Origin of the sequence: Streptomyces sp. NPDC086989 (assembly GCF_044745505.1) — a bacterium.
In the GTDB taxonomy this organism is placed as follows: Bacteria; Actinomycetota; Actinomycetes; order Streptomycetales; family Streptomycetaceae; genus Streptomyces.
Genome location: NZ_JBIVAL010000044.1, coordinates 1 through 12,915 on the forward strand (window position 1 = coordinate 1; position 12,915 = coordinate 12,915).

At 69.4% G+C, this 12,915-nt stretch carries 14 protein-coding genes and 2 pseudogenes; 12 read left to right on the forward strand and 4 right to left on the reverse strand.

Going from position 1 to position 12,915, the window contains the following annotated elements; genetic code table 11:
- Window positions 1-377: 377 nt before the first annotated feature.
- The gene (locus ACIPK4_RS39725) at window positions 378-578 is read left to right on the forward strand and encodes a hypothetical protein (protein WP_402322741.1); all 201 of its coding nucleotides are present in this window, start codon (window positions 378-380) and stop codon (window positions 576-578) included.
- Between the two features lie 151 nt (window positions 579-729).
- Here the strand turns inward: ACIPK4_RS39725 and ACIPK4_RS39730 are convergent, their stop codons facing one another.
- Window positions 730-1,230: a DUF5994 family protein gene (locus tag ACIPK4_RS39730; protein WP_402322744.1), complete on the reverse strand. Its 501-nt coding sequence runs from the start codon at window positions 1,228-1,230 to the stop codon at window positions 730-732.
- A gap of 292 nt (window positions 1,231-1,522) precedes the next feature.
- Between ACIPK4_RS39730 and ACIPK4_RS39735 the strand changes: the two genes are divergently transcribed.
- From ACIPK4_RS39735 to ACIPK4_RS39770, 8 genes and pseudogenes are all read left to right on the forward strand, one after another.
- Window positions 1,523-2,098 (forward strand): DUF5994 family protein, encoded by a 576-nt coding sequence (locus ACIPK4_RS39735; RefSeq protein WP_402322747.1) that lies wholly within the window; start codon window positions 1,523-1,525, stop codon window positions 2,096-2,098.
- 5 nt (window positions 2,099-2,103) lie between these two features.
- Window positions 2,104-2,292, forward strand: a complete 189-nt coding sequence (locus tag ACIPK4_RS39740; RefSeq protein WP_402322749.1) for a hypothetical protein — start codon at window positions 2,104-2,106, stop codon at window positions 2,290-2,292.
- 95 nt (window positions 2,293-2,387) lie between these two features.
- The gene (locus tag ACIPK4_RS39745; protein ID WP_402322750.1) at window positions 2,388-2,654 is read left to right on the forward strand and encodes a hypothetical protein; all 267 of its coding nucleotides are present in this window, start codon (window positions 2,388-2,390) and stop codon (window positions 2,652-2,654) included.
- 49 nt (window positions 2,655-2,703) lie between these two features.
- Window positions 2,704-2,988, forward strand: coding sequence for a hypothetical protein (locus tag ACIPK4_RS39750; protein WP_402322753.1), 285 nt, complete (start codon window positions 2,704-2,706; stop codon window positions 2,986-2,988).
- Between the two features lie 245 nt (window positions 2,989-3,233).
- Entirely contained in the window at window positions 3,234-4,460 is a 1,227-nt protein-coding gene (locus ACIPK4_RS39755) for a PP2C family protein-serine/threonine phosphatase (protein ID WP_402322756.1), read from the forward strand.
- A 159-nt stretch (window positions 4,461-4,619) separates the two neighbouring features.
- On the forward strand, window positions 4,620-5,396 hold the full coding sequence (locus ACIPK4_RS39760) for an alpha/beta fold hydrolase (RefSeq protein WP_402322758.1): 777 nt from the start codon (window positions 4,620-4,622) through the stop codon (window positions 5,394-5,396).
- Between the two features lie 400 nt (window positions 5,397-5,796).
- Window positions 5,797-6,997: pseudogene (locus ACIPK4_RS39765) on the forward strand (IS3 family transposase).
- Between the two features lie 28 nt (window positions 6,998-7,025).
- Window positions 7,026-7,130: pseudogene (locus ACIPK4_RS39770) on the forward strand (IS5/IS1182 family transposase); the annotation flags it as partial.
- Between the two features lie 103 nt (window positions 7,131-7,233).
- Here the strand turns inward: ACIPK4_RS39770 and ACIPK4_RS39775 are convergent.
- Window positions 7,234-8,118 (reverse strand): helix-turn-helix domain-containing protein, encoded by an 885-nt coding sequence (locus ACIPK4_RS39775; protein WP_402322761.1) that lies wholly within the window; start codon window positions 8,116-8,118, stop codon window positions 7,234-7,236.
- 849 nt (window positions 8,119-8,967) lie between these two features.
- Window positions 8,968-9,222 carry a hypothetical protein gene (locus ACIPK4_RS39780; protein WP_402322764.1) on the reverse strand — a complete coding sequence of 85 codons (255 nt, stop codon included), beginning with the start codon at window positions 9,220-9,222 and terminating at the stop codon, window positions 8,968-8,970.
- Window positions 9,223-9,348: 126 nt separating this feature from the next.
- On the opposite strand from ACIPK4_RS39780, the gene ACIPK4_RS39785 reads away from it, so the two are divergent.
- Window positions 9,349-9,576 (forward strand): hypothetical protein, encoded by a 228-nt coding sequence (locus ACIPK4_RS39785; protein WP_402322766.1) that lies wholly within the window; start codon window positions 9,349-9,351, stop codon window positions 9,574-9,576.
- Between the two features lie 955 nt (window positions 9,577-10,531).
- Here ACIPK4_RS39785 and ACIPK4_RS39790 read toward each other — a convergent pair.
- Window positions 10,532-11,137 (reverse strand): TetR/AcrR family transcriptional regulator, encoded by a 606-nt coding sequence (locus ACIPK4_RS39790; RefSeq protein ID WP_402322769.1) that lies wholly within the window; start codon window positions 11,135-11,137, stop codon window positions 10,532-10,534.
- A gap of 112 nt (window positions 11,138-11,249) precedes the next feature.
- Here ACIPK4_RS39790 and ACIPK4_RS39795 point away from each other — a divergent pair, with 112 nt between their 5' ends.
- Both ACIPK4_RS39795 and ACIPK4_RS39800 read left to right on the forward strand, forming a co-directional pair.
- Entirely contained in the window at window positions 11,250-12,206 is a 957-nt protein-coding gene (locus ACIPK4_RS39795) for an SDR family NAD(P)-dependent oxidoreductase (RefSeq protein ID WP_402322775.1), read from the forward strand.
- 69 nt (window positions 12,207-12,275) lie between these two features.
- On the forward strand, window positions 12,276-12,695 hold the full coding sequence (locus tag ACIPK4_RS39800; RefSeq protein ID WP_402322772.1) for a hypothetical protein: 420 nt from the start codon (window positions 12,276-12,278) through the stop codon (window positions 12,693-12,695).
- Window positions 12,696-12,915 lie beyond the last annotated feature (220 nt).

Consider the following 12,915-nt stretch of genomic DNA (forward strand, 5'->3'; position numbering starts at 1 on the left):
GGGAACGACGCGACGACATCCACGAGGCCTTCCTCGGCCTCGCCACCTGCCTCATCACCCACCGCCACGTCCGACGCCTTTGTTAGGACCTCTAAATAGGTCGTCGCACTCTCACGTGTGGCGTCCGGAAGGGCGACCCCGGCGGTGAATGTGCCGGGGTCGTTGTATCACCGTCGTCGCGCCGCAGGCGCCGACGCCGACGGGCGGAGTGGGGATCCCGTCCGTCCTCGGCGCTGAAGGGACGGCCGCCTTCCGACTGCCGCACCGGGGCGTCATCCATGTGCCTCGCTTCGCAGCCGAGAGGATGCAGGCCCTCGCTGTGCGTGTCAGCGTCATACGGGAGGAATCCGAACCCCACGCACCAAGGAGTCGCCGTCATGGACGATGCGCAGGGCAAGCGTCAGGAGTCGGGCAGGGGCCGCGAGGCGCAGGAACACCATCGCCCCGGAGACCCCGCGCAGCCCCGGGCGGGCAAGCAGTCCCGCGAGAAGGGACGGAAGCCCGGCCAGAAGGAGACCTCGCGCCGAAGCGAGGACGACCTGATGCGCGAAGAGGACCTGCACGACGAAGGGCTCTGACCAGAGGCACCACTCGCCCGCGCGCCCAGAGCCCGGCCGGTCCGCAGTCACTCCGGCCGGGCTCTGCCTCACCCCGCCCGACGCCGAAGGAGACCGGGCCGCCGGCCACGGTCGCCGCCGCGCTCTCGGCTCGGCCGCTGAGGATTCGGGGTCAGCCTGCCGTATCGGCGGCGCTGCCCTCAGGTTCGGATGTGGTGGCGATGAGGATCTGAGCGGCCTGCGTGATGTTGTCGGCGCGGACGGATCGGGCCATCGCTTCCCGGGCGGCGTCGACGGTGGTGTCCGGGGGAACCAGCAGCAGAGCGAAGTGGTCGTTGTGGCCGCGGGTGATGAGTACGGTGTCGTCGCCGACCGGGTCGGAGTCGAGGTGCACGACCTGGCCGTCGATGAGCAGGCGGGTCGGGAGGCCGTTCCAGGCGGACGCGTCCACGCCCACCCGTGTGATCGGCCCGAGATGCCCGGTAAACACGCTGATCAGCGCGGGCAGCTCGGTTTCGATGTCGCGCGTGCGCGGCCACCACGCACCGTCCAGGAGCCCCTCCCGGCGGCTCGTGGTCTCCAGCCGCAACAGCGCCGTACCGGGCTTGATCGCCTGGTGGATCGCATCCGGCAGGAGCAGTGGGCGGGTGCGGGGGGTGTCGGAGTCAGCCATGAGGGTCCGCCCGTCTCTGGGGTACGGCCGCACGTCGACGCAGGTCGGAGCCGATACCGACGCCGGTGCCCGGCCGACGACGTGCGCCAGTCGGCCGTCATTCCACGATACTCTCGCCGCCCGCTCCGCCAGCCGCGGGAAATTGCCTGGTCACGCCGGTCAGAGTCCGCCGAACAGGCGTACAGTCAAAGCACCGGGAGTACTTCGCACACCGGCTTTCACGCGGGTGTCATTTCCGGCGATCGCCTAGAATCCGGGCTGCCGACGGGCAGTCCGGGGGCAGGTCCACTCAATGACCACCACCCTCGACCGGACCGCCCCCCGCGACCTCGCCGCAGACTTCCCGGCCCGCTTGTCCCTCACCCCGAAGACCACGCTCGCCGGCCGGCTGGACGGTGCCTGGTGGCCCTACTCCCGCGACCTCGAAGCCGAGCTCCCGGTGTTGACGGCTGCCCTCGACGAGCCCTGGGGCCGCATCACCCGCGTCACCGTGAACCCCACCCGCTGGCCCGTCGTACCGCACACCGTGCCCGTCGACGGGCGCACGCTGCACGTGGGCTGGTTCACCGAACAGGACCCCGACAAGCTGATCCTGCTCTCCTATACCGTCGGCCGCTGGGACCTCCTGGTCGTCCCGCCTGAGACCGAGCCCGCGAGCGCGGCCCGGCTGATGACCGCCGCTGCGATACCGGGCAGCGTCCTGACCGCGGGCGTGCTGATGGCCAACGAAGCCGTCATCGGGCGCGGCATCCGCGACGCCTGCCGCCGGGAAGCCACCTGGGAGGACGAAGGCGGGGCCTGCATGTCCCCCTTCGGGAACCAGATGGGCAGATCCGCCCTGTCGCTGCCCGGAAACGGCTGGAGGTGAGCCCCGTGGAGACCATCGTCCTCATCACGGTGATCATCCTCGCGATCGCTGTCGGAATGCACCTGATCCACCTGCTCAACGTGCAGCACGACGCGCGGATCGCGGCCTACCACTTCACCGACCCCCTGCCGAGACCTCCTGGCCTGCCGGACGACACCGGTCGTCGAGCCCACCACACGGATGCCGACCGGTGAGGAACGGAACTTCCTCCGACCGGGGGCAGCGGTCGGGGCGTCACGGCGCCCCGACCCGCCGGCCTCTCGCCCACCTTGAAGGGAACACGCCCACGTTGAAGTACATCGAGACCCAGACACTGCCATCGCTCGGGCATGCCGAGGTACGGATCATCGCGCACACGCCCGAAGCCGCCCGCGCGGTCGCGGAAGCCCTCCGCGGCTGCTTCGCCGCAGCGGAACAGCGCAGCTACCCCGGCCTCGACGGCGACACCCGCCTCCACCTCACCGTGGACACGACAGCACCCGCCGGACCCGCCCGTTCGTGGCTGGCCTCCAGTAGGACGCCCGTCGGCCTCGGCACCCACTCCGACGAGACCTGAGAGCCCCGACGGGCCCCGGAGCCCACTCCTCACACGAAAGGACGCGGTCATGGCCACCCTGCGCGAACGCAAGACCTACCGCGATCAGGTGCTCCGGGTCCTGTACGAAGCCGTCGCAGGCAACCGCCTCCTCGGCATCACCGGAGCACAGCTGCGGCGCGACCTGCACCTGCCGGAACAGGACCTGGCCGCCGCCTGCACGTACCTGGCGGGCGAAGGGCTGGTCACCGTCGACTGGGACCCCGGCAACACCCCGGCGATGGTGACTCTCACCCACGAGGGAATCCGGCGCATGGAGGCCGAGGAGGAAGGGACGGCCACGGGCCCGGCCTGATCCGAGAGGCACGCCTTGCGCCACATGGGCGGGTTGTTTGCCGCCGGGGCACCCGGTCAGGCCCGTCGGCGCGTGAGGGGCCCCGCCCGCGCAAGCCGGTGTGAACCGGCCCGCCGGGGAGTACGGGTCGTGGAGGCCGCCGGGCACGGAAGCCGTGTGGCGTGCCCCGTCGCGGGGGGGCATCCTGGAGGGCACGCCGCCCGTGCAGCCGGACGCCGGCCCGCCGCCCGGTTGGAGGCAACAGGATGACTGACGGAGGGCGCGGGGACCCGGACCGCTCGGAGAGCTTCGGGGAGGAACTGCTCGGGATGCTCCTGGACCGGGCGCGCGAGCTGGCACCGCACATGGTCGGCCCGCTCATCGCCGAGACGATGGCCCGGCTGGGGGGCCGCGCACCCCAGATCCTTCTCCAGGACTACGGACAGCAACGGCTGGTCCCACTCCCCCTCGGTGGTTCGACCGCAGGTGATCCGCAGGCCATCGACCAGTCCGAAGCCGGCCGGTGCTTCCTGGAGTCACGCCCCGTCGAAGTCCTGACGCCCGACGGCATACGGGTCCACCTGCCCCTGCTGGACGGCGGCGACCAGGTGGGGGTCCTCGCGGTCACCCTGGACGGGATCGACGACGACACCCGCCGTATCCTGCGCAGGATCACGGGCCTGGCGGCCGACCTGCTGCAGACCAAGAACGGCTACACCGACCTCTTCTTCCGGACCCGCCGCAGTGAACCGATGAGCGTGGCCGCGGAGATCCAGTGGTCCCTGTTGCCCCCGCTGTCGATGGTGATGCCGCGCGTCGCGGTCGCCGGAGTCCTGGAGCCCGCCTACGCCGTGGCGGGGGACAGCTTCGACTACGCCCTGAACGGCGACGTGCTGCACCTCGCCATGGTCGACGCCATGGGGCACGGCCTGGACGCGGCCACGATGGCCACGGTGGCCATCGGCGCGTACCGCCACGCCCGCCGGATCAGCATCGAACTGTCCGAGATCTACCTCTTCATGGACCGGGCCGTCTCCGAGCAGTTCGACCCGGACCACTTCGTGACCGCCCAGATGATGCGCCTGGACACGGACACGGGGCGCCTCCAGTGGGTCAACGCGGGTCATCCCGCGCCGATGCTGATCCGCGGGCACCGCGTCGTGCGCCGTCTGGACAGCCCCACGACCCTCCCCGTCGGCTTTGGAGGGGCACAGCCACAGGTCAGCGCGGTGACACTGGAGCCGGGCGACCGCGTCCTCTGCTTCACCGACGGCCTGATCGAAGAACACGAGAGCGGGCAGGAACAGTTCGGCGAGGAGCAGCTGATCGCCTGGGTTGATCAGCTGGAACAGGCTGACCAAGGGATCCGGACGGTGGCCCGGGACCTGTCCCACACCCTCATGCGGGCACGCGGCGAAACCACCTCGGACGACGCGACGCTCGTCCTGGTCGAGTGGCGCGGCCGCACCGGCACCCACGCCGACGAGGTCTGACGGCCACGGGCCCCGACCTTGCCTCAAAGGAGTGGTCGTGGCGACCCTCCGCGAGCGAAAGACCTGCCGCGATCCGGCCCGGTTTCCCTGTACGCCGTTGGGGTGAAGCCTCCGGCCGACGGGATTCCGGGTCCGGGCCGACAGGGGAGATCCAACCTCGTGGCAAACCGTGGAGCAGGAGAGGTCATTCCGTACGAGGTACAGGGCAGCGGTCCCGAGCGGGTCATCGCACTCCACCACTGGCTCAGCGGCAGGTCGAGTTTCGGCCATCTGCGGCAGCACCTGGACGGAGGTGCGTTCAGCTACGCGTTCGTGGACTGCCGTGGGTACGGCGAGGCGATGGACACCCCCGGCACCTACACGATGGAGGAGGTCGCGGCGGACGCTCTCGCCGTGGCCGACGACCTCGGCTGGGACACCTTCTCGGTCATCGGTCACTCCATGGGCGGCAAGGCGGCCCAGCAGCTGTTGCTGGACGCGCCCTCGCGGGTCCGCTCGATCATCGGCATCTCGCCCGTGCCTGCGTCCGGGTTCCCGCTCGAAGGGGAGATGTGGGAGCTGTTCGTCGGGGCCGTGGAGGATTCCGGCAACCGCAGGACGATCTTCGACGCCCTCACCGGCAGTCGGCACGACGACGCGTGGCTGGACGCCAGGGTGAACGGCTCGGAACGCTCCTCGCAGGCGGCCCTGCGCTCGTACCTCGAATCCTGGACGCGAGGCCCCGATATCCACGAGCTGGTCAAGGGAAACGCGACGCCGGTGCTTGTGGTGGCCGGTGCGAGCGACCCGGCGATGGGGCCCGACACCATGCGATCCACGTGGCTGCAGTGGTATCCGAACGCCGAGCTCGAGGTCTTCGACGACGCCGGCCACTTCGCCCCCGACGAAAGTCCGCAGGCCCTGGCGAGGGCGGTCGAGAGGTTCCTCGGCCGGTAGATGGCCAGGGCGGCCAAGCACTGTGAGGCAGCCGTTCGGGGCTGCAGGCCACGCCCCGGAAGGCCCTGTACCGCCCCCGTTCTGGCGACGGTGGTGCAGGATCTGCCAAGGGGGACCTGTCTTCCAGTCACGCTCCCAGCGGTGCGGTACATGGCCCGGCTCGGGCATGCGGACCAACCTGCCGCACATCTCTTGCGTGACTTATCCGCCCGTGACCAACGGCTCCGCTCCAGCGGTGGCTGGCGCAAACGGTCAACGACCACCCTACGAGGGGCCCCACACCTGCCAACTGCACCCGTGAACCGTTCCGGGTTCGGTAGGGACTCGATCATTTGAGAGGATCGAGTCATGGCACGTCCTTTCCCAGTACCCGCTTGAGCTGCGCCGTCGTGCGGTGCGGATGGTCGCGGAGGTGCGGCCCGACTACGACACCGAGTGGGCCGCGATGAAAGCGGTCGCCCAGAAGTGGGCATCGGCACGACCGAGACGCTCCGTAAGTGGGTGCGGCAGGACCAGGTCGACGCAGGCGTGCGTCCTGGTGTGACCACCGAAGAATCGGCCGAGCTGAAGCGGCTGAAGAAGGAGAACGCCGAGCTCAAGCGGGCGAACGAGATCTTGAAGGCGGCGGCGTCTTTCTTCGCGGCCGAGCTCGACCGGCCACACACACGCTCGTAGCGTTCATCGACGAGCACAAGGGCCGCTTCGGCGGTGTCGAGCCGATCTGCCGCGTGCTGACGATGCACGAATGCAAGATCGCCCCTTCCACCTACTACGCCCACCACAAGCGCCAGGCCGCGCCGTCCGCCAGGACCGTGAGGGACGGCGAGCTGAAGGAGCTGATCCGGCACGTCTACGACACCAACTACCGGGTCTACGGCGCAGTGAAGATCTGGCGGGAGCTGAACCGGCAGGGCCAGGCCGTGGCCCGCTGCACGGTCGAACGCCTGATGCGAGAACTCGGCATCGCCGGGGCGGTCCGCGGCGAACGGGTGATCACCACACTTCCCGGCGGCCAGGCCGAGCGGGCCCCCGACCTGCTGGACCGGGACTTCGTCGCCGGCGCCCCGAACCGCTGCTGGGTCGCGGACTTCACCCACGTGAAGACCTGGGCCGGCGTCGTCTACGCGGCCTTCGTCGTGGACACCTTCTCCCGCCGGATCGTCGGCTGGTCCGCGGCCACCGTGAAGGAGACGGTCTTCGTGCTGGACGCCCTGGAGATGGCGATCTGGCAGCGCGACCGCGACCAGCACCCGGTCCAGCCAGGGGAGTTGATCCATCACTCGAACGCCGGGTCGCAATACACGAGTTTCCGGCTCGCCGACCATCTCGACGCCGCCGGTATCGCCGCGTCGATCGGATCGGTCGGCGACGCCTACGACAACGCCCTGATGGAGAGCATGATCGGGCTGTACAAGACCGAGCTGATCAAGCCCCGACGGCCGTGGAAGACGCTGTCTGACGTCGAGCTGGCCACCGCCGAGTGGGTCGACTGGTACAACCACCGACGACTCCACGGTGAGATAGGCCACATCCCACCCGTCGAATACGAGAACAACCACTACCGCGAAACCACGAAACCCCAGGTCACAACCAACATCTGAGATCTCTACCGAACCCGGAACGGTTCACTTCAACCGTCTCAAGCAGTGGCGAGGCATCGCCACGAGGTATGACAAGACCGCTGATTCCTACGAAGCCGCCGTTACCCTCGCCTCACTCCTCATGTGGGCGTGACATTTGACGACAGAACCTAGCTGAAATCACCGGCCCGCGGCCCTTCCGTACACGCGCGAACGGCTGTACGCCACGCGGCGACCGGCGGGCGCCGGGGCGGTGCTCACGGCCGGCTGGCAAGCGATGCGGCGAGCGGGAGCTCCTCGATGGCGCGGGTGATGAAGCGGCGGGTGCTGTCCGGGGGCAGGGCCTGGACTTGAAGGTGGTCGTACATGGCACCGTAGCGCTCGACGTCGGATCGTTTCTCCAGATACAGGTCGCTGGTGAACCGCTCCAGATACACCGTCCCCGCCTCGGGCGCGTCCGCTTCGAAGTGGAGGATGGAGAACTGTCCCGAGATGCCCGGGTGGGCCCCCGCAGCGTGTGGCAGGACCTGCACGGTGATGTGCGGCTGCGCGGCGAGGTGGTTCAGGTACTCGAGTTGTTCACGCAGGACCTCGGGGCTGCCGACCACACGGCGCAAGGCCGACTCGTCCAGCACGACCCGTAAACGGAAAGAGCGGGCGGGGTGGTGGGCCCGGGACTGGCGGCGCAGCCGGACCTCACGGCGTACCGCGATCTGTTCAGGGGTGGCCTGAGGGATCGTTTCCGCGATGACCGCGGCCGCGTAGGCGGGGGTTTGCAGCAGGCCGGGGATCACCAGCGGCTCGTAGGAGCGGATCGAGGAGGCCTCGGTTTCCAGGGCGATGTAGACGGCGTAGGGGACCTCGCCGCAGGCGACCCACCAGCCTTGGCGTTCCGCTTCCCTGGCCATCCGCATCAACGAGTCCACGACCTGCGGATCCGTGACCCCGTAGAGGGCGCACAGGTCCCGCACGTCACGGGCCTTGATAACGCGGTGGCCGTTCTCCAGGAAACTGATCTTAGGCTGGGAGATCAACAGCTTCTGGGCCACCTGCTTACTGGTCAGGCCGCTGGCCAGGCGGAGCCGGCGCAGCTCCGCGCCCAGCCGGCGCCTCCTGACGGTGGGATTTCCGTTCACCGCCACGGACCGTCTACCTCCGGCTCGAACCCATCCACCAGCCGCAGAAATGACATGGTGCGGCCCCGGCAAGCGCGCTCGCCGTGCGGTAACGATCAACGAGCGCCGCCGACGAGCGTCACGTCCCACCAACGAACCGCGTGCCCAGCCAGGGCAGCATTCACCCAGACGCCATGCCCTCCCCTCCATCCGCCCGAAAAGCCTGCGCACCTGCCAAGCCCGGGGGTGGGGACACCCTGGCATGCGGATACGGCGCTCACGCGCGGGAGGCAAGGACGCCGACACCTGTCCGGGGCCGGTTGCCGAGAGGTGGGCCAGGGCGGTACCCCGACACGAAAGCTGCGTGCAGCGGATTTCGCCTCCGGTGTGCCACCCCATCCCGGCCCGCTCTCCCTCCCGAGCTCCCGGCACCAGGCCACAGGCACAACTCCGCCGTAGTCGTGTCGGAGGGCCGACACGATCACGGTGCCGCTCCTCCGAGGTACCGAACCCATGTCACTTCGCGTGGCGGTTGCTCAGCCCTGTGCCAGCAGCCCGCAGCGGATACCGCCTCCGGGGTGCCACTCCATCACCGGGCGACGGGTCCCCGTGTTCGGCGCACAAGGACACCGGGACCAGGTCGCCGCGGTCGTTCCGCTAGCACGTGCACCCCTCGACGGGGCGGCCATTAAGGAACGCGAGCAGGCCCTGGCCACTGCGGCAACCAGCCCGCCCGCGAGACACCAGCCCCGAAACCGGGAAGTGAACGCAACAGTGCGGGCCGCCACCCGGTCAAGGTGGCGGCCCGCACTGCTACAGCCGAGGCGATCAGGAGGGCACCCGGGAGCAGCCTCCACGTGTGCTGCGTGCACCCTTCTACCCGAGGACCACCGAGTGCGGGACGCTCGCGCCGCCGTAGACGCCTCTCGTGGCCGGCGCGAGCGCGTCCTGCCGGGCAGAGCAGAACTGGTCCTGGTAGAGGGTTGCGGCGGTGTCTGCGAGGTTGTCGACGACGCCCGCACCACCGGGCATCCCGATGCATTCGCCGTCCGGCGGGTTGTCCATGACCTGCCGGAATCCCGTGTCGGCCCGGTTATACGCGAACTTGCCCGAAGCTGCCTGAGCGACCACTCATACGATACGCGGCGAAACGATCCATCGTTTGCACATTCGAGATAGGCACGGCGGCCCGGCCAGGCAAGTCCAGTGCTTCGGAAGGCGTGGTGACCAGTGCGCTCCGAGATCGTTCACTCCTGTATGAACAACACCAAGCGCGTACTTGTCGCACTCACCCTTTCGGGAGCCGCCCTGACCATGTCGGGAGCTGCCCACGCCGAGGCCGTGACGGCGAACAGCCCCAGCAGGGCCGTTCCGGCTGACGGGATCCTCGGGATCGACCTCAACCACATCCTGCACGGACTGGGCCTCGGCGTCGGCGGCCAACTCCTCGGCAACGCCAGGGGCGCCAACCAGGGCATGAGCTAATTCCTCCCCGTCGGCCGCTCCGCCGTGGCACCGCTCCCCCTGCCGGCGGCCTTCTGTAGCAGCCACCGAGCTCGCTCTTCCAGAACGGCGAGTCCCTTATCCGGGACTCGCCGTTCTACTTCATCGGAACGTTCAGGCCCTCGGTCAGCGGCCCCCACATCACTCGGGCGTTCGCGCTCACTGCCACCGGCTCCGGGGCCGGATCAGGCGCAGCAGCTGGAGCGGGGGGCGCCCGGTGGTACTGCCCCCAGAGCGCACTGGGCGCCGGGCACCGGGCCTGGCCCGCGCACGCCATGTCCGCACGGGCTACCGCACCCTAACCGCCCCACCCCGCCCGACCGGCGGGACCCTGGCGCGGCTACGGGACATCGCCCCGCCACCCGAACCGGGCGGGGTAGACGCCATCGGCTTCAGCCGGCTCGTACGCACAGCGGCCCCCCGGCCCGAACGCCCCCGCTCCGACATCAGCAAGGCGCCGTCCGCGAGCTCCAGCGGAGTCCAGTCGGTCACGTCGAGCAGCTGCCCGTCCAGCGGGCCGCCCACCAGCTCGACGTAGCAGTGGCCCGGCTCCAGGCCGGGATCAGGTCCTCCAGCTCCGCTCCGTACCCTCCACGCAGCATCCATCCGCCCAGCCTGCCAGCCCCGGCCCGCACACGGGCCGGGGCTGGGCGGTCTTTCTACGGACGGGTGAACTCCGGCCCGGACGAGGCGGAGGTCTCGTCCGCGTGCGCGACGGCTCTGTGGGCCCTGACGGGCTGGGGTGCGACGTCGGCGAGGCGGTCCAGGCTCTCGTAGAGGGCGCGGACTAGCTAGGGCCTGTCCGATGGGTCCGGAACCGATTCAGTGCCTGTTTCGCATTTCCTGACCCGTGTCAGTGGCTCGCGCTCCGCAACGCGGTCGGGGCTGCTGGACCGCTGACGTCACAAAGCCGGCGAGGATTGCAGCCAAAGGCGGGTCACGAGCTGGCCGCCGATCCGTCCGCTCCGTACCGGAGGCCGTCGAGGAGCAGGTCGAGGAGGCGTCCGGCGCGTTCGCGCTGGTCGGGAGCGCTGGTGATCAGCCCGATGCCGGCCAGGCTGAAGCCGACATCGAAGGGGTCGATGCCCGGGCGCAGGAGACCGGCGTCGGCGCCAGCGTGCATCAGGGTGCCCAGCGCGGTGGCGAGCTTGTCGAGGGTCTCGGCGAAGGGGTCCGCACCGGATGCGACCGCGGCCCGCAGCGCGTCCGCCATGCCCTGCTTGGCAGCCAGGTAGTCGATGAAGTCGTCCATCCACAGGCGCATCGCCCGGTCGGGCGTGTTGTCGGCCAGCAGCTTCGCGGCGCTGTCGCAGACGCGGGCCAGCTCGTTGCGGTAGGCCGCCTCGACGAGCGCCTCGCGCGTGGGGAAGTGGCGGTAGAGCGTGGCCGAGCCGACGCCCGCGGCCTTGGCGATCGTGTCGATCGCGACGTCCGGGCCCTTCTCGGAGAAGGCGCGTACGGCCGCTTCGAGGATGCGCTCCCGGTTACGGCGGGCATCGGCGCGCAACACGCTCGGCTTGGTGGTCAAGGCTGCTCCCTTCATCGGGGACCAGTCTAACTGGACAACCGGGGAGTTCCCCGCTTACGGTCATGACTAACCGGGGAACTCCCCGGTTACGGCGTTGACCGTGACGCTCCACGCGCAAGGAATGGCGATCATGACAGCACAGCAGCCCATCGGTTCCGGCTTCGGGGCCCGCAGCACCACGGCCGACGTCCTGGCCGGCCTCGACCTCACCGGAAAGCTCGCAGTCGTGACCGGCGGTAATTCCGGACTGGGGCTGGAGACCACACGCGCCCTGCGGGGCGCCGGCGCGACTGTCGTCGCAGCCGTCCGCCGCCCGGAAGCGGCCGCGGAAGCCTTCACCGCAGTGGACGGGGTCGAGGTGCGCCGTCTCGACCTGGGCGACCAGGCCAGCGTGCACACCTTCGCGGACGAGTTCCTGGCAAGCGGCCGCAGCATCGACATCCTCATCAACAACGCCGGCGTGATGGCCCTGCCCGAGACCCGCCTCGGACCCGGCTGGGAGGCGCAGTTCGCCACCAACCACCTGGGCCACTACACACTCACGAACCGGCTGTGGCCCGCCCTGGCAGCCGACGGCGGCGCACGCGTGGTCGCGCTCAGCTCTGCCGGACACCGCTACTCGCCGATCCGCTGGGACGACGTCATGTTCGCAAACGACTATGACAAGGCCGTCGCCTACGGACAGTCCAAAACCGCGATCGCGCTGTTCGCCGTCCACCTCGACGCGCTCGGCCGCGAGCACCAGGTGCGGGCCTTCGCCGTCGCCCCCGGTGCGGTCATGACCCCGCTCCAGCGGCACATGACCCGCGAGGAGATGATCGCCTTCGGCTGGATCGACGACCAGGGCAACACGGCCTCCAGTTTCAAGACCACCGAACAGGGTGGCGCTACCCAGGTCTGGGCGGCCGCCTCCCCGCAGCTGGCCCACACCGGCGGCGTCTACCTGAACGACTGCGACATCGCCCCGCTCTCCCAGGACGACGCACCTGGAGTACGGCCCTACGCGGTCGACCCCGAACAGGCCGCACGCCTGTGGACCCTGTCCGCCCAGCTGACCGGCACCAACGCGTTCGCGAACCGGTGATACGACGGCATGGCGCACTCCCCTCCAAGAGCCCGCACCTGAAATCTCTGCAAGAAGGGTCACGACATCATGACGCACACCGATCTGGCCGCCGTCGCGAGCGAAGCACAGGCATGGTTCGACAGCTACGTCGAGACGTTCATCGGACTGGCAGCAAAGGGGAGCACCGATCCCGCGCCACTCCTCGACTACTTCTCGGTGCCGATCAGCATGACCACGGGCACGGCCCACACCGCTCTCACCTCCGCCGAGGCGCTCTCCCAGGGACTCGCACACGAGCTGCGCGCACTGCGCGACGCCGACTACGGGGGCAGCGAGGCCCTCGACCCGGTGGTACGCGTGCTCAACGAGCGGGCCGCGCAAATCGAGGTGACCTGGGCGCGCCAGGACAGTCAGGGGCGGGAATTTCAGCGTGTCCGTGTGCTCTACCTGGCCGCCCGTACCGACGCGGGATGGCGGACGGTCGCCTCCGTGATCCTGGCCAGCTGACGAAGCACATTGCCCGCGGTCGCCCACGGTGCGCTCGCCAGTCAGCGAGGCGACAGGACCCCGCCACAAGATCGCCAACGTGCAGTACGTGCTGATCGATGTCACGTCGATGCTCGTCGCCACGGCTTAGACGCCGTTTCTTATGGCGTGATCGTTCGTTGAATCGTGCATGACGGATTTGGTTGAGCGGCTGGTGCCGGATGAGTTGTGGGTGTTGTTC